Raw genomic sequence first — 21,116 nt, 5'->3', positions numbered from 1 at the left:
CGCCGTCGTCTTATAAGACGGCCAGGTGAGCGGTTTTTTTGAAAGCTGGCGTGAATCGCGACGTCAAAGCGGCACATGCGTATCGGCGGCCAGCGCGAGGTCGGCTGCATCGTGACGCCGATCGTGCTGCGCGAGCCATGCGCAGTAGCCGAGACGTCCATAGCGGCCGAGCGTCGATACCGGCACTTCGTCCGCGCGCAGGATCAGCTTCGCGTCCCATGCCAGTTCGCGGTTCAGATGCTGCCGCACAATGGCGACGAGTGGCGCGAGCGCGTCACCGCCGGGCAGCAGCGCCTCGTACTGTGCGAGCGATAGCGGGCCGATCGCGAGACGAAACTTGTGCTGCCGGTCCCAGACCTGGATGCCGAGCACCGCGCCGCCGCCAAGGCGTGCATGGTTCGAGCGAGCCCGGCTTCGCGCCGCATGCGTGCCGCCCGTGTGCAGCACGGTGCGTTCGGCACGCTCGAGGGGCATCCAGTGTCCGCAAAACGGCTCGACCCGCACCGTCACGCGCAGTAGCGCACCGGCGATTGCTTCGAGCGCTTCGAACGGGCGCGTCTGCATGTTGAGCAGACCCGCAAAATGAAGTCTCGCGAAATCGGACGCCGCGTCGCGCCGACGGCTCGCGTCGTCCGCGAAGCCGATCAGGGAGCCGACATAGAACGCGAAGCGGTCGTCAGGACGATCCATGCTGGTGGCGGGACGTCCCTGCGACCACGCGCGGTAGAACAGCAGCAGGAAGCGGTGCAGGAGCATGTCGAGCATGTGCGCGAACGCGGCATCGCCGTGATGCATGATGCGCTCGCGGGCGAAGTCGGTCAGATGCAGCGGCAATGGACCGTTGGGCCCGAGCAGGCCGAAAAAGCGCTGTGACAGTCGTGGCGCGTGGGTTCGAACCCGTTCGTCGGCGCGGGTCAGCGCGGCGAGCGGCGCCGGCGCGAAGGCGAGCGAGACCTCCTGGGCCAGCCGGATGGGTTCGTCGGCGGGGCGTGAAGCCGTGCCAAGGCGCGGGAGCTGCGCAGCGAGCGCCTCGATCTGACGCATCAACTGAAAAAAGTCGTACTGGTGCGGCGCGGCGGCGACGTGCTCGAAAAGCAACTCGAGCGCGTGCAGCCGCCCGGCTGCGTCGTCGGCGGCGGCAGGGGAGGCGGGCGGCGTGTCGGCGGCCGCGCTCAAAAGATCGGCCGGATTCCGCATCGCGGGGGCGGCCGCAGGATTTCGCCGCGAGTCGTCGTGCGCAGGACCGTCTGCACGAACGAGTTGATCGAAACATAGCGCGCGAAAAAGCGATCGAGCACGCAACCGAGCAGGTAAGCACTACCGCCCTGGAACGCAAACTCCTCGACGTCCAGTTCGATCTGCAGACCGCGCCCGAACGCGATGGGCCCGGGCATCGGCAAGCGCCGGACCACGGGCGTCGTGCGTATCGACAGAACACCCGCGATCTGTCGACGGCTGGCTTCGTCGTTGCCGCGCACGTGCAGCGTCAGCAGCGCGCGTAGCGCCGCCGCGCCTGCTTGCGCGTCGCCGTCATAGAGTGACAGGTAGTGCAGCGATAGCTGGTCTACGAGCCGCCAGCCCTGACCGAAATCCAGACTGGGCGCGGCGGGCGGCGACGGCCGTGTGATACAGCGAACCGATGCCACAGGCGCCGCGATGTCGAGCGCGAAGTCGTTCTGGGTGCCGCCGTACGGCATGAAGACCGGCAGATCGCGATTCGTGCAAAGGGTGTCGAACGACAGTTGCCGCAGATCGCCGCGATAAGGCGCCTCGCGCGGATCGACGATCGACACGAACACCTCGCTGCCGACGTAGTCAGTGCGATAGCCGCTGCGCTTGCGCTCGGCTGGCACGACGCGCGGCTCACGCCGCACAGTGAAATAGGCCGCGTCCTCGGGTCGGTCGGCGAGAAAGTCCGCGTAGAACGGATGAAACGCCTGCTCGCGGTCGTCGCCCGCGCTGTAGCCCGACACGGCCGTGACCGTATGCACTTCGTAGTCGAGTGGACGCGTGCGGTCCGGCACCACATGAAATTCCGCGACGCTATCCGACACGAAGGCGCGGTCCGCATGTTTCGAAAACAGGTTGATCGCGGGCACGCAGTCGAGCAGCAGATGCTCGCGCGACACCACGCGCTCGAGCGCCGCGTCGCCATTCGCGAGCAGGATGGTCAACTCGATTTCACGGGACGCGAACGAGGGCAGCACGGCCGACAGGCCATCGATGACGGCGAAACGAAAGCGTTCGGCAAAAGCGAAGTATTCGTGCAACAACCGGTATCCCTGGAACGCGTTCGGCGTGACGGGCAAAAGTGCTTCGGCGTCGTCGAAGCACGTGCTGCCGACAAGGTCGCCGGCAAGCGTCTCGACTTGCGGGACGGGCCGCTGCGGAGTCGAGACCACGACCGCGAGTGTGCTGCCGGTGACGAATTCGAAGAGCTTCCACGCAGTATCGTCGCCGCCTGCAAAGTAGAGGCGCAAGCTGTCGAGACCGAGCATGTTGAAGCTCAATCCCTCCGCCACCGACAGTCGCAGGCGCAGCGCGCCTTTCACGCGCCTCGCGAGCGCGCGCGTTCCCGGTAGTGTCGTGAGCGGCAAATCGGTGACCTGCGCGAGATAACGCGCGTCGGTTAGTTCGAGCGGCCAGAGGGTCAGGTCGGCGCTCGTTCTGAACTGACACGGCACGGCGTCGCCTGAAGCTCGACTGGCGATCAGCGCCGTGTGGCGCGGGACCGTGAAACCCGTGACGAGATTGGGATTGCCGAGATCGGGCGCGAGCCGGGCGATCAGCATCGACGGGGTCGGACACGCCGACTGTGGCAACACGACCTGCGTCAGATGCTGGGTGAAGCGCGGAAACTCTTCTTCGAGCTTCAGTTGCACGCGGGCGGCCAGAAATGCGCATCCTTCGAGCAGCCGCTCGACATAGGGATCCGCGACCTCGAAGCTGCTCATGCCGAGGCGCGCCGCAATCTTCGGGAACTGCTGCGCGAATTCCGCGCCCATTTCGCGCAGGTGCGCCAGTTCGGTGTTGTAGTGCTTGAGCAGGCGGGGGTCCATGGCGCAGGTATGGAGCAGTCAGCGCAGCAGTTCGGTCACCGTGATTCCCCCTTCTTCGAGGTCGATCTCGGTTTGCAGAGCGAATTCCAGCGGCGCGGGCTGTGCCCACAGCAGCCCCCGGATCACGAGTGAAATCTGGTTGTGCATGTCGAGCACCGGGCGGTCGAGCACCGGCTCGATTTCGATCGACTCGGGCGCGATACGAGGCTCGAAGCGCACGATTGCTTCGCGAATCGCCTGCTCGAGCGCGACTGCATCGACCGTCGAAGCAAAGCCGCCGGACAGGCTGGGCAAGCCGAAGTTCAGCACGGACGTGTACGCGGCCGGATAGTGTTCGGCCGAAATCTCGTTGGAGAGATTGGTCGTGTTGAAAAGCCAGGAGAGGTCCCGCAGTACGCCGGCGCGCAAAGTCCGCCTGGTCAGGAAGCGCGCATCGTCCACCTCGACGCGGCTTTGCGGGTTGTCGTCGATCAGCCGGTCGAGCAGCGACGGTTGCAGATGGTCAGTGGCTTTGGGTTCGGCCATGAGCGCTCCTCGAACACGTGGCGCCGGGCCCGGTCACGTCACCCGCCGTGCGGCGACGTCGAGCGTGTATTTCACTTCAGCGCCGCGGCTGCCGGTCTTCGTTTGCGGTGCGTAGGTCATGGTCAGCGTGCAGGCCGAGATATCGAACATTTCGCACGCCCGCATCAGGCGGGGACTCGTGTAGACATGGTAGTTGCGGATATACGCGTCCTCGAGCTTCATCGACAGGAATTCGATCTGCACGCCGTCGTCCGGTCCACCGGACTTGAAGCACTTGATATGCGCCAGCGCGAGCGGCTCGGCCTGCGCGCACAGCTTTGCGATAGCGGGGGAAGCGGCATCGACCACCTTGATCACGGACAGATCGGTCACGCGCATGTCGTTCGCGTTGAGCGCCTGGCCAGGATGGCAGGTGTCGTAACCCTGGGCCCAGCGCCAGCCGTGAATTTGCATCGGCGTCTCCCAGTTTCCGCGCGGCGGGGCTTCGCCCTTGAGCGGCGTGTTACTGCGCTTCGGGATGATGTGGAGAAACATGTCGTCAGATGCGACGAGCGCGAGCGAGTCGAACTGGTGCAGATATTCCAGTGTGAGACGGCTTGCGGCCTGCGGCAAAGCATCGGAGTTCGGCATCGCCAGGGCCCTCGACGTGGGGTGGTCACTTGCGTGGCCGTTCGACCGGTATCGAAGCAAAGACGGTCGAGCGCATGCGTTTTTGAATACCTGCCGTTTCAAAAATGCGCCGGACGTTTCGTTTACCTAGCAGCGTCGCCAGGGAACCTCAGGGCGTCGGCGTATCACCGGGAGCGAGCCATGCGGACACACGATAGTTTTTTGAAACTAAAAAACATAAAGGGCCAATCGAAACACAAGAAAGCAGAAGACCAGATCGAACTGGTGGGCTGGCAGTGGGGCGTCCAGAACGCGAGTAGTTCATCGACGGCGGCAGGCCTGTCGGTCGGCAAGGCGATCCCCGACGAACTGACTTTCGTCCACGACTACGACACGGCTTCAACGGCGCTGATGATGGCGTGCGCGAAAGGAACCCACCTTGACGATGGCAAGCTGACGGTCTTTGTAGCCGGCGAGGGGCAACAGGAATACCTCACCGTTACCTTGAAGGGGGTGATGGTGACGTCGGTCAAGCACGGGACGACGCCAGAAGGGCTCGTTCAGGAGACCGTGACGCTTGCGTTCCACGACATCGAGTACGAGCACAAGGCGCTGGACGACAAAGGCAAGCCGCAAGCTTCAAGCAAGTGCGGCTGGAACGTCAAGAGCATGGACGTCCGTTGAGTGCGGCACAGGTGCGCCGCCGGAGACACCGATTATGGCCCAGCCCGGGCTCGTCACAATCGACACGCCGCTTGGCGACGATCTGCTGTTCCTGAGCATGCGCGCCACGGCGGAACTGGGGCGCATGTTCAGTTGCGACCTGACGCTGCTGTCGAAGCGCCCGGACATCGATTTCCGGCGCATCCTCGGAAAGCGCATCACGGTGTCGCTGCATGTGCCCAAGCTCAAGCCGCGGATCTTCCCCGGTTATGTCGTCGCATTCAGGCAGACCGGCATGCGGGGCCGCATGCATGTGTATGAGGCCGCGGTCAGACCGTGGCTCTGGTTGCTCACGCGTCGCACTAATTGCCGGATCTTCCAGAACAAGAGCGTCGAGGATATCGTCAAGGCCATTTTCGCGGACCCGGTCTACAAGAGCGTGGACTTCGGCGAGATCAAATGGAAGGCGAACACGCGCAAGCATCCCGCGCGCGAATATTGCGTGCAGTATCGCGAATCCGACTTCAATTTCGTGAGCCGACTGCTGGAGGATGAAGGGATCTATTACTGGTATCAGGATCGCGACGGGAAGGAGTCGCTGATCCTGACCGACACGCTCGCGACCCATGAAAGCGCGCCGGGATGCGAGTCGCTTCCCTACGGCGCGGTACTTGGCGCAGCGCCAGGCGCTGAATACGTGAGCGATTGGAAGACCCGTCGCGAGATCGAGACACATCATTGGGTGATGACCGACTACGACTTCAAGCATCCTTCGCGGCCGCTGCAGAAAAAGGCGGTCAAGAGCATGCCAGGCTTCGATGGGTTCGGGGATCTCGAGCACTTCGACTATCCCGGTGGATATGTCGATCCCGATCATGGCGAAAGCCGGGCAAGGACGCGCGCCGATGAGTGGTGGGCCGAACCGTCATCGCCGGGCGCGGCCGAGGCAATCAACTGGCACCAGGTGGACGCGCGCACCAACAGCATGAGCGTGCGCGTTGGGAGCCTGTTGAAGCTGGAGCGCCATCCACGCTCCGATCAGAACATTGAGTATCTGGTGACGCGCACGCGTTACGAAATCGACCTGGCCGATTACGAAGCATTCGAAGGCAGCCAGTCAAATCGATGCGAATGCTGGTTTTCGGCGATCGACGCGAAACAGCCTTTCGCACCGGCGCGAATCACGCGCAAGCCGTTCGTGCAGGGGCCGCAGACCGCGGCCGTGGTCGGACCTGGAGGGGACGAGATTTACGCCGACAGCTATGGGCGCGTGAAAGTGCAGTTCTTCTGGGACCGCCTCGGCAAGCGCGACGAGAACAGTTCGTGCTGGATACGCGTGTCGCAACTGTGGGCGGGCAAGGGCTGGGGTGCCGTCGCGATTCCACGGATCGGACAGGAAGTAATCGTCGATTTTCTGGAGGGCGATCCCGACCGGCCGATCATTACCGGGCGGGTCTACAACGCTGAGCAGATGCCGCCTTACGAACTGCCCGCGAATATGACGCAATCGGGGATCAAGAGCCGCTCGAGCAAGGGCGGCAGCGGCGCGAACTGTAACGAACTGCGTTTCGAGGACAAGAAGGGTGCCGAGCAGGTATTGCTCCATGCGGAGAAGAATCAGGACATCGAAGTGGAGCACGACGAGACGCATTGGGTCGGGCACGATCGCAAAAGAACCGTGGACCACGACGAGACCACCCAGGTGAAGCATGACTGCTCGAGGACAGTGGGGAACAACGAAACGACTGCGATTGGCGTCAACCGCACCGAGACGGTTGGGGCCAATGAAAAAATCACGATCATGGCTAATCGCACGAAGACAGTCGAGGCGAGCGAGACTTCAACCGTCGCGTTGCAACGGACCCATACCGTAGGGGTCAATGAAACGATTACCGTGGGCGGCGCGCGACAGGTATCGGTGGGAATATTTCAGGCGGTGACCGTAGGCGCGTATCTGGCGGAGACCATTGGGGCACATCACGTCATGACGGTAGGGACGACTCAGACGACGAATGTCGCCGGAGATCAGAAGTTCGTCACCGGCGGGAATCAGTCGACTAGCGTTGCGGGCGATCGGTCGATCGATGTCGCCGGAGGCCAGACTACGACCGTGGCGGCCGACGCGAGCGAAGCCATTAGCGGCGCTCAGACGAGCACGGTCAGCAAGGGGCGCACCACTTCAGTGAGTGAGGATGATGCCCTTAAGGTCGGCAAGAACATCACCATGAATGCGGGCGAATCGTTCACGATTACCACCGGCAGCGCCAGCATCAGCATGAAGAAGGATGGGACGATCGTGATCAAGGGCAAGGACATTACCGTCGATGGCAGCGGCAAGATCAATGCCAAAGCGAGCAGCGATATCGTGATGAAAGGATCGAAGATCTTGCAGAATTGACGAGGCGATGCTGACGGAGGTTTCAATGAGTGGTCGAGACCGGATGGAATATGACGAGTTCGCGCCAGCTAACGAGCCTCGCGAAGACCCGGTACGCAGCACGCGGACACAGCCGTCGCGCAAACCCCGCTTGTCCGGTGCGTTTTCCAGGTTGATGATCGGCGAACTCCTCGCCATCGCCGAAGAGGGGCATACGCCGCTGGTTCGCCATGCCGCTCAGGAAGGAACGGCTGCGCTCGCAGCGCAGACGCTCGTCGATCTGCATGAGGCGCATATAGGATTCCGGGTCGCGCTGCTGTTCGAGGACGCGGATCCTCGGCGGCCGGTGATCATTGGCGTGTTGCACGAAGGTGGTGTTGCGCCGTCCCGTACCGCAGTTGGAAACGTGGAAGTCGATGTGGACGGCGAGCGATTGATCGTGAGCGCGCGCGAGCAGCTGGTGCTTCGTTGCGGCAACGCCTCCATCACGCTCACCAGGGCGGGAAAAGTGCTGATCAGGGGCACGTATGTGTCGAGCCGTTCGTCTGGAGCGAATCGCATCACGGGCGGGTCGGTACAACTCAACTGAAGCCCCCCGATCGGCAGGCGCGCTTCGAGGACGCTCCACGCAGAGCTTCGTGTTCTGTCAGCTCAACCGCGACGCGGTGTAACCGGCCGTTGCGAAGGCGGACCGAGGAGATGGCCAAGGCAATCATCGATGACGAACTGTGGGCGTTGATCGAGCCGCTTTTACCGGCGGCCAAACCCAGGCGCTTCCGGTACCCCGGCCGGAAGCCCGTGGGGGATCGGGCCGCGCTGACCGGCATTCTGTTCGTGCTGAAGAGCGGCATTCGCTGGAGCGATCTGCCCGCCGAAATGGGTTGTGGATCGGGCATCAGTTGCTGGCGCCGCTTACGCGAGTGGCAACGGGCCGGTGTGTGGGATCCGCTGCACGGCATTCTGCTCGCGAAGTTGCGGGCGGCAGACCGGATCGACTTCTCTCGCGTGGCTGTCGATGCGATCTCTGTTCGCTCGGCGGCGCCGAGAAAGCTGGGCCGGAAGTCGCCGGTCGCACACGGTCCGGATGCGCCCGGCGAACCGGCGAGGGCACCGCCTCGACGCCGCCCGCGATCGTGTTGACGGCGTGAGCCGCGGCGGGATCCGGGCAACGTCTATCAATGGGCGCTGTCGCTGGTTCGGTAGCGGAGTGGCGGGCCGCCACGTGGTCGAAGTTTTCGATTTCTAATCTGGCGGGAAAGCCCCTGATCGTCGCGGACGATCGTTGACTCGAGGGCCGTCAAGGCGAGGCCCAAAGTGATCGTTCGTCATCCGGTCGAACCGAGGGGATGGCTCGCGTGGCGAGGGGCTGACGATGGCGACGCCGATCCTCCCGATCGTGTCGAGGCACGTCGAGGACGCGGCGGACCTATGGAGTACGCGTTCGATGCTGGTGCGAGCGCCTCATGTAAAGATCCGCCATATAGGTCGTTTCGATGAACGTATTGCCGCGCACCTCGACGGCATTGCGGTAGCAGGCGAGGTGGGTTGGAAGTTTTGCGAAGCAGCGCTGGCGACAGCGAGCGCGGGCGCGATATTCACGGCAACGGTACGCGCCATTGAAGATGCAAATGAGCCGGCGGTCGAAAAGCTCTTGTCGATTGCGCAGACGCTTCCCGATGCCAGAAAGGGTTTGATCGCCGCTTTTGGATGGGTCAGCGGCCCGCAACTGGTCGGTCTGGTCGGCCGGATGTTGCAATCCGCCAACCCGTTCCGGCGCATGGTGGGCATGGCTGCTTGCGCGATGCACCGCGTCGATCCAGGCAAGCCGCTGGACACGGCGATCGTCGACCCGGCGCCGATCCTTCGTGCAAAGGCATTGCAGGTGGCGGGCGATCTCGGCCGAGTCGATCTTTTGCCATTTTGTATAAGCTCGCTTGACGATACCGATGAGCGATGCCGTTTCTGGGCGGCATGGTCAGGCGTGCTGCTCGGCGACCGGCATGCTGCGCTTGCGAAGCTCGTCGAGTCGGATAGTGGACCGGTATCGCCTGGCCGCAGTCCTCTGCAACTAGCGCTGATGGCTATGGAGCTTCGTGCCGCGCATGCTTTGCTTGCGGAGATAGCGAAGGACCGCGGCCATGTCCGCGATCTGATACGGTGCGTCGCGGCAGCCTGCGACCCCAGCTACGTGCCGTGGCTGATCGGCCTGATGTCTGACTTGCGGCTGACGCGCCTCGCGGGTGAGGCGTTCAGCTGGATCACCGGAGCCGACCTTGCCTGGCTCGATCTCGATCGGAAGCCTCCGGAGAACATTGAAGACGGTCCGAACGATGATCCTCATGACAATCTTGTTGCGCTCGACGAGGATTTTGGGTTGCCGTGGCCCGACTCTGAGAAAGTGGCGCGATGGTGGCACGAAAACGCGCATCGTTTCCAGGCTGGCGGGCGGTATTTCGTCGGTGCGCCGTTGTCAGGGGCACACTGCGTTCAGGTACTGCAGGATGGCTATCAACGGCAGCGAGTCGCTGCGGCGTATTGGAGCTGTCTGTTGCGAGCGGACAGGGTCGTGTTCGATTGCGCGGCACCGTCGTGGCGTCAGCGGCGCTGGCTTGAGCGCGGACGATGAGTGAAATGTTTATGGTGGAGAATCTCATTTCGCCGCGAGGTGTCGCCAAGTCTTTGTGGCCCCAGCGGCGAACCTGTGTGCGCCGTCAACTACCCACTCCGGTAATGCATCTGCAATTGTGCGGAATTCGCATGCATTAACTTGTTCCGTGTTCCTATATACTTCGGCGGCGAAAAGAACCCGGGATATGCAACCTCCGCGCTTCGTGCATACCGGTCACCGCGCGATTCCGGCCAGCGATCGACAAACCCGAGCCGGTAAGTATTCCTTCCTTTGCCGACCACTCTCTCCCGGGGTAACAAGTGATATTGCTGTATCAGCTGTTGATCGTTGCAACGTTGGGTGGTGTACGAGTCATCGCGCCAAAGCAACTCACGACAGCCAGCCTGATCTGGACGGCACTGACGATTTTTAATCTGTTCTGGCCTCCGCTGATCGCGCTGCAGCTGATTGTGATCTGGACCGCCTATGCGATTTTCAAACCGGGCGAGTCTGCATCGAAACAGAATGCACAGCCGTCGTCGCCACCTGCCGCTCCTGCTGCGCCGGTAAAGGCCGCTGCGGCACAATCGAATACTCAAGCCAAGTCTGCCTCTGCCCCGGCTGCGATGCCGGGCAAGTCCATCTTCATGCCGGAGACGATCGATCCGGCGGTCTCGCTTCGGCCCGCGGCGCCGCCGTCGACTGCCGGGCTGGTCCATCAGTTCGCCGAGTTCATCGAGACCGAGGAGGCGGCACAGCGGGCAGCATCGCCGCTGGCTCAGGCCTGCGGCATCGAGCAGATGTATATCAAATACTCGCTGGAGCGTGCTTCACGGCATCTGAAACTGGAGCGAGAATTGGCGTCGCGCGGCGAGGAATTCAGGCAGCAGTACCGGAAAAACTACGACCGGGTCCTCGGTGTGCTGAAGGAGCACAACAGTGAGCGGGAGGTAGAGCACCCGGCATCGCCGTTTGTTTGCATCAGTCTCGCTCAACGCCCGACCGATCCGAACCCATCGATCGATGCCGTCATTCAACGCAAAGTAAATTCGGCTGTCGATCGACATGCGCAGTATCTCGAAGAGCTCGTACTCACGCTGAAAAAGCCCCGCCTGAAGGCTATCTTTGAAAAAGAAATGGTCGATGGGGGGTATGGCGAGATCCTGAAACGCTTTCAACGCTTCGAGGCGGGACTCGATTGACTCAATCTCGCAAACCCCGAGGAGGGCGACGCTTGTACGGCGCCCGTAGCCGCCGTGGCCGAAAGTACTTCGCCGCAAACAATCGAAGAACTGGCGGGCGCGCTGAACATCCCGATGCTCGCGCATTTCACGCGCGCTTCGAACCTGGAGTCGATCCTGACGCACGGCTTGTGTTCGGTAACCAAAGCTGCCGAAATCGGCATCGCGCCGAATATCAACGATGAGCAGCGCCTGGACGGCCGACGGGCCGGCGCGTCGTTGTCGATCGGGTTTCCGAACCACAAGATGTTCTTCAAGTACCGGCAAATGAACCCTCAAGAGCGTTGGGTCGTGCTCGGCATTAATTCCGCCGTGCTGTGGGAGAAGAACTGCGGATTCTGTCAACGCAATGCGGCGGACCATCGAATCAGGGCGCTTCCGCTTGCGAGCCTGACGGGCGTCGCTGCATTTCGCGGGATGTTCGATCAGCTCGATGATCTGCCGAGCCGCGCCGAGCAAAACCTGCAAGCTTTCGATCCGACCGACCCGCAAGCGGAAGTACTGGTGTTCGACGTGATCGAGCCGCAATACATTGAAGCGGTCGCATTCGACAGCCATGAATTGAAAAATGCATTTTCCGCGTCTCTCGGCGACCGTTATGCCGAAGTGTTCGGCGCCGAGACCGGACCGTTCGCGTCGCGCGGCTATTACCGTAAAGGACGAAACTGATTTGATCGCGCAGCGACCCGTTTACATACCGAGCAGCGAAGGACCGTTACTGGTTCACACGGTTGAAATACAGTTCGAGTGGTTTGCCGGACTGTCCGTTTCGCAAAAGCAGCGTTCTATTGATGCGCTGCATACCGCTGCCCAGCCCCGCGTGGGGAGCGGGCAAGTACTCGAAATCTCGACTAAATCCCGGCAGGCGGCAGGTATCGCGGCGAGCGCGTTCAACCTGAAGCTGCGAATGCCGGTCTCCGGGTGCGCGACCAGCGTGGAGAGTGCTTTTCAAGGCAGCAAGGTGTTCGAGAACGGCGGACCGTACACGGATATCCTTGCGATGTCGTCGGTCGATGCGAAGCGGGATCAGCGAATCAAGAATTCCGGGCGGCTCACCGGCTTCCGTTTCATGAACGAAGACTGGCCGCTGGAGCCGCGCACGGCCTTCTACGACTGGCTGTTCATCAGCGCGTTGTTGCAGAACCCGGCATTGGCCGGTCAGTTGCGCGACTACTGCGCGTTCACGGACATCGAATTCAATCCCGCTCGTTCGATCAATTGCCAGGCCTATTCGGCCGCGCTATTTGTCGCGCTCAGTGGGCGCGGGAAACTGACTTCGGCCGCACTGGACCAGGCGACGTTTTTCACTCTGCTCGCGGATTACTCGCCGTTCGTTCGTGACGCCGGCGCAGGGCAGGCGTCGCTGTTCTGACTAGAGGTCTTGAGCGGGGGGACGCAAATGTCACGAATCCACCGCTTTGAACAGCCGGATTTTTTCGAGCGTTGCCGCGTCGAGGGTCCTTTCGGCATCTTCAGCGGGCGGCGCGGCGTCTTCCAGCGCGCGCCCGGTATAGCGGCTGCGCGGCCGGATCACTTTGTCGACGCGCAACTGCTCGATGCAATGCGCGAGCCGCTGCGCGCGGTGGCCGGGGTTGTAGCATCGCACCCCATCAAAAATGTTGATAAATTATGTTATGTCAAATAGAAAAACTACCGTCGCGCCAAGGCTCGCGGCCACCGACATGCTCCCACCCAGCGCCAGGGCCGTTGCGCAAACAAGCGTGCCTCTGCACCGGACCAAGGTCGGACACGCGCTGCCCGACCGCATCGAGCTTCTCACCAAGGCGTCTCACCGTTCGGCTCGACGAACTTGCCGGAGACCGCATCATCGCCAAGCAACGCGTACTTGACCGGCAGCTTTGCGCCTTCTTCGGCGGTCATGAAACCGTTGTGACCGGTCAGATCGGTTTTTACGTAGCCCGGGCTCACGGAATTCACCACGATCGCCGTTTCCTTCAGTTCTTCGGCAAGCTGTACGGTGAGCATGTTGAGCGCCGCCTTGGAAGCGTTGTAGCCGATCAGCCGCGCGGCATAGTAAGGCGATGCCGGATCACCATTGAGCGTCAAAGAGCCTAGCGAACTGGACAGGTTGACGATGCGTGCCGCAGCCGACTGACGCAATAGTGGCAGCATCGCCTGCGTTACAGCCAGGGTGCCGACAAAGTTGGTGTCCAGGATGCGGCGAACAGCATCGGGCGAGGACGAGGTCGGTGGTCCATCCTTTGCATCGACAATGCCTGCATTGTTGACGAGAATATCGAGCCTGCCGTGCTCCGCGCGGATCGTTTCGGCGGCGGCTAGAATGCCCGACGAGTTGTTAAGGTCAAGCAGGACTGACTGCGCCGCCAATCCCTGAGATAAGAGGCTTTTTAGCGCTTCATCGGCCCTGCCGGGATCGCGCGCACCGACAATTACAAAAACTCCGGCTTGTGCAAGCTGACGGGCGATTTCCAGTCCGATGCCTTTGTTGGCGCCGGTGACGAGTGCGATGCGGGTGCTGACGGACATGAATGATCCTTGCTGGAGTTCGGTTTCGGTACGAACAAGATATAAAGAATCGTTTCATTTGAGAATTCGCTTATGGCACCGACACCGCCCACCCACCTAACCCCCCGCAAACAGCCGCGTCAGGCGCGTGCGACGGTAACGTTGAACATCATTTTCGAGGCGACTATTCAGGTTTTGCTGGCCGTTGGCCCGCGCCGTTTGACAACCACGCGCGTGGCTGAGCGGGCTGGCGTCTCCGTGGGAACGCTGTATCAGTACTTCCCTCACAAGCAGGCGTTGTTCTATGGCCTGAACCAGCACTATCTGAATGCGCTGGCCGAAAAAATCGAATACACCTGCAGGACGCTCCATGGCGCACCGATCGGCCAGATGGTCGAAGCGCTTGTGACGACCTATTGGAACGCCAAGACCGAACGTGCTGATGTGACCCGAGTCCTCTACCGATCCGTCGTGGAGCTTGATAACGAGTCTCTGATCGAAGCCTTTGCCGGTCGCGTCGACCCTGCAACTGCGGAGATGTTCGCCAGCGCATCCGATGCTACTTTCACCGATCTGTCGATCGTCAATCTGACACTTCTCACCACAATTTTCGGCACTGTCCGCAGCGTATTCGAGCGCAATCTACCTGCTGATGACGGACGTGCCGTACAAAAGCAGTTAATCCTGATGTGCAATTCCTATCTTGGGCTGGTCAGATCGGCTTCTGACCACAGATCAAAGTGAGAGCCAATCACTAGCCGCCGTTCGCAGTTCTGCGTTCCAGAATTTCTTTAGGGGCTGCAAACCAGCAGGAAGTCGCGATTCCGACCGGTCAGCGCTTTCCTCGCATCACTGAGCCGCCCCGGTCAGTCATGACGCCCGGTTCAGAGTGGTGAACACCGGCTGGTTCCTGACGCTCGGACGCTCCAGCATTCTTGCGTACCAGGCCTGAAGCGCCCGACACTCCTCTGGCACCGGCAGCTTCACAAGCATCGCAAAGATCAAACCGCCGATGACAGTGATATCGGCCATCGAGAAGGTCTCGCCCGCGACATACGGTTGTCTTTTCAGGACTGAATCGAAATAGCGCATACCCCTCAGCGCTTTGTCGCGTTGATGGAACCCCCACTCCGGGTTTTGATACGTCTCGACGTGAGGGCCGAGTCCCGGCGTGCCGTGATGGAAATAGACACTGATGGGGTCGAGCAATTCCAGCTCGGCGCGCTTGCTCATCATGTGGATCACGCCCTTTTCGCGCGGTGTGCTACCGGTGAGCGTGGGCACGCCATCGAGCGCGTCGAGGTATTCGGTGATGGCGGTGCATTCGGCAATACAGGTTCCGTCATTGAGTTCGAGCACCGGCAGCGTGCCCGAGTAATTCTTGCCAGCGATGAAATCGGGCTTTTTGTGCTCCCCCTCGTAAAGATCGACCATCACGAACTGGACGCGCGATTGCAGCCCCTTTTCAGCCAGCGCGATGCGCACGCGTGTCGGATACGGCCCTGTCGGGAAGTCGTAGACCTGCATCATTGGCAGTTGGTCTGCGTCGAAATTGACGGTACTGGAAGTCATTGCGGGGACGCTCCGTAGTCGGTTGCATCGAATTGGGCTGTTTGAAGGACTGATCACCCCATCTACCTAACGTTTGTTAGGTTAACCATAAAAGGTACAATACCGGGTGTCAACACCCATTTCCTGTTTGCGGAGGCTGAAGCAGTGAAGAATGACGCGAGCTCGAACTCGAGAGAGAAAATCCTGGCAGCCGCCACGAGGCTTGCGCAGGCGCACGGCTACGGCGGGTTGAATTATCGTGATCTCGCGGACGAGGTTGGTATCAAGGCCGCAAGCATCTACCACCACTTCGAAAGCAAGGCCGATCTGGGCGCAGCGGTAGCGAGGCGTTACTGGGAGAATTCAGCGGCCGCTCTGGATGAGATGCTGGCCAGATCAAAGGATCCGCTGCGCTGCCTGCGTCACTATCCGGATACCTTCCGCAAGGCGCTCGAGACCGGCAACCGCATATGCCTTTGCAGCTTCATGGCCGCCGAAATCGACGATCTGCCGGAAGTCGTGATGAACGAAGTCCGGACCTTCGCTGACGTGAACGTGGCGTGGCTGAGCAAGGTTCTAACCGCGGCAGCAGTGGTCGATTCGCGGGAGAGCAAACCGCGGGCTAGAGCTATCTTCGCCGCCATTGCCGGCGCTCAGCTCATCGCGAGGAGCCGTTCCGATCTCTCGCTCTATGACGCACTAATCGGAAACTATCGAAAAGCAGGCCTGTTGCCCGCGTAGCCCTCCACCCTCCTTTCTCAACCCTGTCCCCCTGTTGCGCCATTCAGGTAGTGCCAGCCGAAGCCGTTCGGCCCTTTGCGCACCGTCCCAGCCGACGTCTCGGGAAAGTGTGCGGGAAAGACGATCGCACCGCTTTTCGCCGCATGATCGAGCAGGCATTGTCGCGAGGCTCGCGCCTGCGACTGGTCCAGGCAAAACGTCGAATTCCACTGCGGACGATAGACCTGCAGCGGGCTATGCATCACGTCACCGGAGAACAATGCCGTGTGTCCTTGCGTGTGAATCTCGATCGCCATGTGCCCAATGCTGTGGCCCGGCGTCGGCAGAAAGCGAATACCTTCGACTATCTTCTCCCCTGCGTCCGGTATCACGCGGGCCTGCTGCGCTTCGATGACGGGCAGCACGCTGTCCCCGAACACCATCCGGCGCGCTTCGCCGGCCGGTGTGGCGAAGTAGTCGCGCTCGCGCTGGCTGAACACATAGGTGGCGTTTGGAAAGACCGGCACCCAGCGGTTGTCCTGCCAATGCGTGTTCCATCCGACGTGATCGACATGCAGATGGGTCAGCAGCACATAGTCCACTTGCTCGCGCCGGAACCCGGCGGCTTCGAAACGTTCGAGGACGGGGTTGTCGAGTCGGTCGAAAAGCGCACTGAACGGCCGCGCCTTGCCGTTGCCGATCCCCGTGTCGACGACGACGGTCTGACCGTCCAGTTCGACGACCCACAAGTGCGTTTTTAGCGCGACCCGCCGATTCGTGAGGTCGAGGCTGGCCGCTGAAAAGTGCGCTTCCAGCATGCGTTCGCTCGCGGCGTCCCACTCGGGGAACAACACCTCGGGAGCCAGCGCGAAGGACGTTTCGTCGATCCGGGTAATCGTTGCCGCGCCGACGCGCCAGGTGTTGGAAGAGTCTTTCATCGCATGTTTCCTTATCGTCGATGACGAGGCCGTGCATTCTGTGGAGGGGCGAGCCGGCAGGGGGGGGCGCCCCGGTCGCCTTCACTATCGCAGAAGCAAATGCGCGTGCCCAATGCCGTTTTCTGCTGCGGGCGATGCGCTGGAGGCATCACCTTCCACGCGCATCTCGTCGACGTGACACGTCAGGAGGTTGCCCGCCGTAACTGGTCGACAAAACGATCGAGAGCCGCGTTTACTCCGTTTCCGAGGAAACAGAAGTCGAGTAGCAACGGCACCGACAGATCCTGCAGATCGACGAAACGCACGCGCGCCGGTGGCCTGTCGCGATTCGCGGCGTTCACGATCGCAGCGCCCACGCCCGCGCATACGAGCGACAAAATCGCCGTTTCGGTGCTGGCCTCCTGGCGGATGTCGAGCGTCAGACCGCGCGCGGCGCAGGCACTGAGCAATCGATCGTAGTAGGCGGGATACTCGCAACGCGGAAACGCGATGAAAGGCTTGTCCCGCAGCGCCGCCGTGGCGACGGCCCCCTCTTTGCCGAGCGGCCACGCTTCAGGGACGGCCAGCACGACATTCTGTTCGAGCACGCGCACGCTTGCGATTCCATGGGGAAGCACGTCTTCGCGATAGCCGAAGCCACCGTCGAGACGCCCGGCGGCAATCGATTCGAGTTGCTGCGGCGTGTTCATCGGTAGCAGTTCGAGTCTCACGTTCGGGACAGCCTGTTCGAATTCGCGCAACGCGCGCGAGACTGTGCCGCTCCACGCCGCGTTTTCGACGAAACCGACGCGTAATTGCCCATGCAAGCCGGAGCCGATCTGGCGGGCGCGGCGATTGGCGGCGTCGACGCGGGCCAGAATCTCGCGTGCTTCTACGAGGTAGGCTTCGCCCGCGGCCGTGAGCACGAGGCCGCGTCGCGTGCGTTCGAACAACGCCGCCCCGATGGTTTCTTCAAGACTGTGGATTTGCCGCGAGATAGCGGGCTGAGTGACGTGCAATTGTTCGGACGCCGCGCGTACGCTGTGCAATTCGGCGACGGCAATGAAATAGCGGAGATGCCGGAGTTCCATCGTGGGAAGGCCAAGAACGCGGGAGCTTAAGGGAGCCTGGGGGAGCTTAAGGGACCTGAGGGTAAATCATCGAGTATGTTAAACGCCTGCAGCCGGTTCAATCCGATGCCGGTGTTTGCTCGGTTAGCCATTCGCAAAGCTTACGCAACTCCGGCTGCTCCGCGCGCGCCTTCAGCACGCAGTACGCGAACGATGCTCCACAGGCGACAAAACCAAAAGGCGCCAGCAAGCGTTGGCTCTCGATCTCGCGGGTCAACAGCAAGGACGGCGCGACCGCGATACCCAGCCCAGCCGCGGCAGCTTCGAGCATCAGTGGCAGGTGATCGAACTCTCGACCGGTGGTAAACGCAGGATCGTTCAGCCCCTGCGCTTCCATCCATGCCGGCCATGCGTCCGGGTGGGATCTGGTGTGCAGCAGAGGCAGGCCGGCAACGTCGAGCGGCCGGTTAAGGCCCGCGGCCAGCGCCGGTACGCAGACCGGCCCCACCCTATCCTCGAACAGCACGGTGGCGGCAACCGTGCGCGGCCAATCGCGCCCACTGACGATCAAAGCATCGACACGCTGCTTCTCGAGCGCATCGAGTTCGCCACAGGTATGCAGGTGCAAGCGGATCTCCGGATGAGTCGCTTCGAAGCTTGCGAGCCGAGGGATTAGCCAGTTGGCCAGGAAGCTGCTGGGCGCGCCGAGCACGAGTTCGGTTGCCCCAGCCGAACCGGCTATGTCCGCACAGCAGCGTTCCAGCTGATCCAGCGCCTGTCCCGTGGCCGTCTGAAGGCGCTCGCCGGCAGCGGTCAAGCGCACTCCGCCGGCATGCCGCACGAACAGCGGGCATCCGAGCCAGTCTTCAAGCTGGCGGATCTGATGACTGACCGCGCTATGGGTCACACATAGCTCGGCCGCGGCGGCCGAGAGGTTCAGGCTGCGCGCGGCGACGTCGAAGAAGCGCACGGCATTGAGAGATGGCAGACGGCGCATCACTGTTCCAGGGGGTGTGAATTTTTTTTACATCTTACTGCAAGAAATCGTCGCTTCTTACTGCGGTTCCGGCTTGCTACGCTGCAAAAAATTTTCAAAGGAGCGTAGCGATGATCACACCCGGAACCGCTTACACGACTGAAGGACCCGATGCGTTGGGCCAGTTTGGCCGATTCGGCGGCGCTTACATGCCTGAAACGCTGATGCCGGCTCTGCACGAGTTGCGCGGCGTCCTCGCTGGGGCGATGGCGGACCCGGCATTCCGGGGCCGCTATAGACAGCTCCTCACCGATTTTGTCGGGCGGCCGAGTCCCCTGTTTCTCGCCAAAAATCTGACGCGCGAGCTGGGGGGCGCGCAGATCTTCCTCAAACGCGAAGACCTCAACCACACCGGCGCGCACAAGATCAACAACTGCGTCGGCCAGATCCTGCTGGCCGAACGCATGGGCAAGCGCCGCATCATCGCCGAAACCGGCGCGGGTCAGCACGGCGTCGCGACCGCCACCGTATGCGCGCTGTTTCGCATGGAATGCGTGGTCTACATGGGAGCGGCGGATATCGCGCGGCAGGCGCCGAATGTGGCGCGCATGCGCCTGCTCGGTGCCGAAGTGCGCGCGGTCCATACCGGTACCGCGACGCTGAAGGACGCGATGAATGAAGCGCTACGCGACTGGATTACCAGAGTGGACGACACTTACTACCTGCTCGGCACCGGTGCCGGTCCTCACCCCTACCCGCAGATGGTGCGCGACTTCCAGCGCATCATCGGAGAAGAAACCCGCGAACAGCTGTTGGCCCGTTGCGGCCGCCTGCCGGATGCGCTGGTGGCCTGTATAGGCGGCGGTTCGAACTCGATCGGCCTGTTCCACCCTTTTCTCGCCGAGCCTGCGGTGCGCTGCTACGGCGTGGAGGCCGGGGGACTGGGGCTGGCCAGCGGCAAACACGCAGCCTGCCTTTCCGGCGGCCGCCCGGGTGTGCTGCACGGCAACCTGACCTATCTGCTGCAAGACGACGATGGCCAGATCGACGACGCTCATTCCGTCTCGGCCGGACTGGACTACCCCGGCGTCGGTCCCGAGCACGCGCAGCTCTTCGAGTCGAACCGCGTGCAGTACAGGGTGGCGACCGACGACGAAGCGCTGGCCGCTTTCCACTGGCTCACGCGTGGCGAGGGCATCCTGCCGGCGCTGAAGAGCGCGCATGCACTGGCTTTCGCCCGCCGGCTCGTTCCGACCATGACGCCGGAACAGATCGTCGTTGTCGGTCTCAGTGGCCGCGGCGACAAGGATATGGCCACTGTCCTCCATCATCAGGGAGAAACCGTATGAACCGGCTCGACGACATCCTCTCTCGCCTGCGCGAACAACGGCGCAGCGGCCTCGTCTGCTACTTCACTGCCGGCGACCCGGATTTTTCCACCAGCCTCGCCTTGCTGCGCAGTCTCGGCGCAGCGGGTGCCGATGTCATCGAGCTTGGTCTGCCGTTCAGCGACCCCGTGGCCGACGGCCCGAGCATCCAGGCTGCACACCTGCGCGCCCGCGCAGCGGGCCAGACCGTCGCACGTACGCTCGACCTCGTCGCAGCCTTGCGTGAAACGGATGTTTCCACACCCGTGGTTCTGATGGGTTACCTGAACCCGGTGATGCAGTATGGCGTCGATGCGTTTATGTCCGACGCTGCACGTGTCGGGGCCGATGCCTTACTGCTGGTCGACCTGCCGGTGGAACACGCTGCACCGTACCGGGAAAGCGCCCGCGTCGCCGGCCTTCACCTTATCGCCATGACCGCCCCGACCAGCGACGATCTGCGCATTGGTCAGGTGTTGCACGAGGCGAGCGGGTTCGTCTATCACACGGCTGTCGTCGGCACGACAGGAGTCACGCACTGCGTTCCCGCCGAGGTCGGCAAGGCGATCACGCGCGTGCGTCGCCATACGACACTCCCAGTTGCGGCGGGGTTTGGCATCCGCGATGCGGCTCAAGCGCAGGCACTCGCAGGTACTGCCGACTTGATCGTCGTTGGCTCGCAACTCATCGAGCTTCTCGCATCGCAAGGGGTTGAAGAAGTCAGGCAGGCTGTCCGTCGCTATGCCGAGTGTCTTGAAGAGAGATCCACTAGCGTCGGTTAGATGCGGTCGAGTCATTGCTGCCATGAAGGCCAGAATGGCGTGCGGCGCTGTCCAGCACGATGGATTGTATGGAGCCGGATAAGTGCGAGGCATGGTCATGGTTCGCGGAAGACGCTCTGCCGGCAAACCTGTTCGAACCCACACAGCTCTATTTCTCCTTTCAA

General features: G+C 62.0%; 20 protein-coding genes and 2 pseudogenes. 12 read left to right on the top strand and 10 right to left on the bottom strand.

The window, feature by feature from the left end; translation table 11 throughout:
* Positions 1–63: 63 nt before the first annotated feature.
* From tssG to LJ656_RS07945, 4 genes are read right to left on the bottom strand one after another with little or no spacing between them, the layout of a single operon-like run.
* Complete coding sequence (gene tssG, locus LJ656_RS07960; protein WP_230508721.1) at positions 64–1,197, bottom strand: type VI secretion system baseplate subunit TssG; 1,134 nt, start codon at positions 1,195–1,197, stop codon at positions 64–66.
* On the bottom strand, positions 1,173–3,059 hold the full coding sequence (tssF, locus tag LJ656_RS07955; RefSeq protein WP_230508720.1) for a type VI secretion system baseplate subunit TssF: 1,887 nt from the start codon (positions 3,057–3,059) through the stop codon (positions 1,173–1,175). The genes tssG and tssF overlap by 25 nt, the downstream gene beginning before the upstream one ends.
* Before the next feature lie 18 nt (positions 3,060–3,077).
* A complete protein-coding gene (gene tssE / locus LJ656_RS07950; protein ID WP_230508719.1) occupies positions 3,078–3,584 on the bottom strand; it encodes a type VI secretion system baseplate subunit TssE in 507 nt (168 codons plus the stop codon).
* A gap of 33 nt (positions 3,585–3,617) precedes the next feature.
* Positions 3,618–4,214 carry a type VI secretion system tube protein Hcp gene (locus LJ656_RS07945; RefSeq protein WP_230508718.1) on the bottom strand — a complete coding sequence of 199 codons (597 nt, stop codon included), beginning with the start codon at positions 4,212–4,214 and terminating at the stop codon, positions 3,618–3,620.
* Between the two features lie 180 nt (positions 4,215–4,394).
* Between LJ656_RS07945 and LJ656_RS07940 the strand changes: the two genes are divergently transcribed.
* The 8 genes and pseudogenes from LJ656_RS07940 to LJ656_RS07905 all read left to right on the top strand — a co-directional run bounded on the left by LJ656_RS07940 (position 4,395) and on the right by LJ656_RS07905 (position 12,454).
* Positions 4,395–4,877, top strand: a complete 483-nt coding sequence (locus tag LJ656_RS07940) for an Hcp family type VI secretion system effector (RefSeq protein WP_230508717.1) — start codon at positions 4,395–4,397, stop codon at positions 4,875–4,877.
* 34 nt (positions 4,878–4,911) lie between these two features.
* Positions 4,912–7,254, top strand: coding sequence for a type VI secretion system Vgr family protein (locus LJ656_RS07935; protein ID WP_230508716.1), 2,343 nt, complete (start codon positions 4,912–4,914; stop codon positions 7,252–7,254).
* A 25-nt stretch (positions 7,255–7,279) separates the two neighbouring features.
* Complete coding sequence (locus LJ656_RS07930) at positions 7,280–7,822, top strand: DUF6484 domain-containing protein (protein WP_230508715.1); 543 nt, start codon at positions 7,280–7,282, stop codon at positions 7,820–7,822.
* Between the two features lie 110 nt (positions 7,823–7,932).
* Positions 7,933–8,375, top strand: a pseudogene (locus LJ656_RS07925) (transposase); the annotation flags it as partial.
* 230 nt (positions 8,376–8,605) lie between these two features.
* Positions 8,606–9,859 (top strand): TIGR02270 family protein, encoded by a 1,254-nt coding sequence (locus LJ656_RS07920; protein ID WP_230508714.1) that lies wholly within the window; start codon positions 8,606–8,608, stop codon positions 9,857–9,859.
* A gap of 308 nt (positions 9,860–10,167) precedes the next feature.
* Complete coding sequence (locus tag LJ656_RS07915; RefSeq protein WP_230508713.1) at positions 10,168–11,043, top strand: hypothetical protein; 876 nt, start codon at positions 10,168–10,170, stop codon at positions 11,041–11,043.
* Between the two features lie 114 nt (positions 11,044–11,157).
* Positions 11,158–11,751 carry a DarT ssDNA thymidine ADP-ribosyltransferase family protein gene (locus tag LJ656_RS07910; RefSeq protein WP_230508712.1) on the top strand — a complete coding sequence of 198 codons (594 nt, stop codon included), beginning with the start codon at positions 11,158–11,160 and terminating at the stop codon, positions 11,749–11,751.
* 1 nt (position 11,752) lies between these two features.
* Positions 11,753–12,454 carry a DarT1-associated NADAR antitoxin family protein gene (locus LJ656_RS07905; RefSeq protein ID WP_230508711.1) on the top strand — a complete coding sequence of 234 codons (702 nt, stop codon included), beginning with the start codon at positions 11,753–11,755 and terminating at the stop codon, positions 12,452–12,454.
* A 30-nt stretch (positions 12,455–12,484) separates the two neighbouring features.
* Here the strand turns inward: LJ656_RS07905 and LJ656_RS35090 are convergent.
* Together LJ656_RS35090 and LJ656_RS07895 are read right to left on the bottom strand one after the other, a co-directional pair.
* Positions 12,485–12,652: pseudogene (locus LJ656_RS35090) on the bottom strand (citrate synthase); the annotation flags it as partial.
* Between the two features lie 206 nt (positions 12,653–12,858).
* Positions 12,859–13,590 carry an SDR family oxidoreductase gene (locus tag LJ656_RS07895; protein ID WP_230508709.1) on the bottom strand — a complete coding sequence of 244 codons (732 nt, stop codon included), beginning with the start codon at positions 13,588–13,590 and terminating at the stop codon, positions 12,859–12,861.
* A gap of 72 nt (positions 13,591–13,662) precedes the next feature.
* Between LJ656_RS07895 and LJ656_RS07890 the strand changes: the two genes are divergently transcribed.
* Positions 13,663–14,313 (top strand): TetR/AcrR family transcriptional regulator, encoded by a 651-nt coding sequence (locus LJ656_RS07890; RefSeq protein WP_230508708.1) that lies wholly within the window; start codon positions 13,663–13,665, stop codon positions 14,311–14,313.
* Between the two features lie 126 nt (positions 14,314–14,439).
* Here the strand turns inward: LJ656_RS07890 and LJ656_RS07885 are convergent, their stop codons facing one another.
* Positions 14,440–15,141 (bottom strand): glutathione S-transferase, encoded by a 702-nt coding sequence (locus LJ656_RS07885; protein WP_230508707.1) that lies wholly within the window; start codon positions 15,139–15,141, stop codon positions 14,440–14,442.
* Between the two features lie 144 nt (positions 15,142–15,285).
* On the opposite strand from LJ656_RS07885, the gene LJ656_RS07880 reads away from it, so the two are divergent.
* Positions 15,286–15,861 carry a TetR/AcrR family transcriptional regulator gene (locus tag LJ656_RS07880; RefSeq protein WP_230508706.1) on the top strand — a complete coding sequence of 192 codons (576 nt, stop codon included), beginning with the start codon at positions 15,286–15,288 and terminating at the stop codon, positions 15,859–15,861.
* Positions 15,862–15,878: 17 nt separating this feature from the next.
* On the opposite strand, the gene LJ656_RS07875 is transcribed toward LJ656_RS07880, so the two are convergent.
* The 3 genes from LJ656_RS07875 to LJ656_RS07865 all read right to left on the bottom strand — a co-directional run bounded on the left by LJ656_RS07875 (position 15,879) and on the right by LJ656_RS07865 (position 18,824).
* The gene (locus LJ656_RS07875; protein WP_230508705.1) at positions 15,879–16,778 is read right to left on the bottom strand and encodes an MBL fold metallo-hydrolase; all 900 of its coding nucleotides are present in this window, start codon (positions 16,776–16,778) and stop codon (positions 15,879–15,881) included.
* A 182-nt stretch (positions 16,779–16,960) separates the two neighbouring features.
* Positions 16,961–17,848 (bottom strand): LysR family transcriptional regulator, encoded by an 888-nt coding sequence (locus LJ656_RS07870; RefSeq protein ID WP_230508704.1) that lies wholly within the window; start codon positions 17,846–17,848, stop codon positions 16,961–16,963.
* Between the two features lie 97 nt (positions 17,849–17,945).
* On the bottom strand, positions 17,946–18,824 hold the full coding sequence (locus LJ656_RS07865; RefSeq protein WP_230508703.1) for a LysR substrate-binding domain-containing protein: 879 nt from the start codon (positions 18,822–18,824) through the stop codon (positions 17,946–17,948).
* A 110-nt stretch (positions 18,825–18,934) separates the two neighbouring features.
* Here LJ656_RS07865 and trpB point away from each other — a divergent pair, with 110 nt between their 5' ends.
* Together trpB and trpA are read left to right on the top strand one after the other, a co-directional pair.
* Positions 18,935–20,152, top strand: coding sequence for a tryptophan synthase subunit beta (gene trpB / locus LJ656_RS07860; protein WP_230508702.1), 1,218 nt, complete (start codon positions 18,935–18,937; stop codon positions 20,150–20,152).
* A complete protein-coding gene (trpA, locus tag LJ656_RS07855) occupies positions 20,149–20,952 on the top strand; it encodes a tryptophan synthase subunit alpha (protein WP_230508701.1) in 804 nt (267 codons plus the stop codon). The genes trpB and trpA overlap by 4 nt, the downstream gene beginning before the upstream one ends.
* Positions 20,953–21,116: the final 164 nt, after the last annotated feature.

It is taken from the genome of Paraburkholderia sejongensis (assembly GCF_020880815.1).
GTDB classification, from domain to species: Bacteria; Pseudomonadota; Gammaproteobacteria; order Burkholderiales; family Burkholderiaceae; genus Paraburkholderia; species Paraburkholderia sejongensis.
Note: the sequence above shows the minus strand (reverse complement) of the source record. Positions and strands in the feature narration are given on the sequence as shown.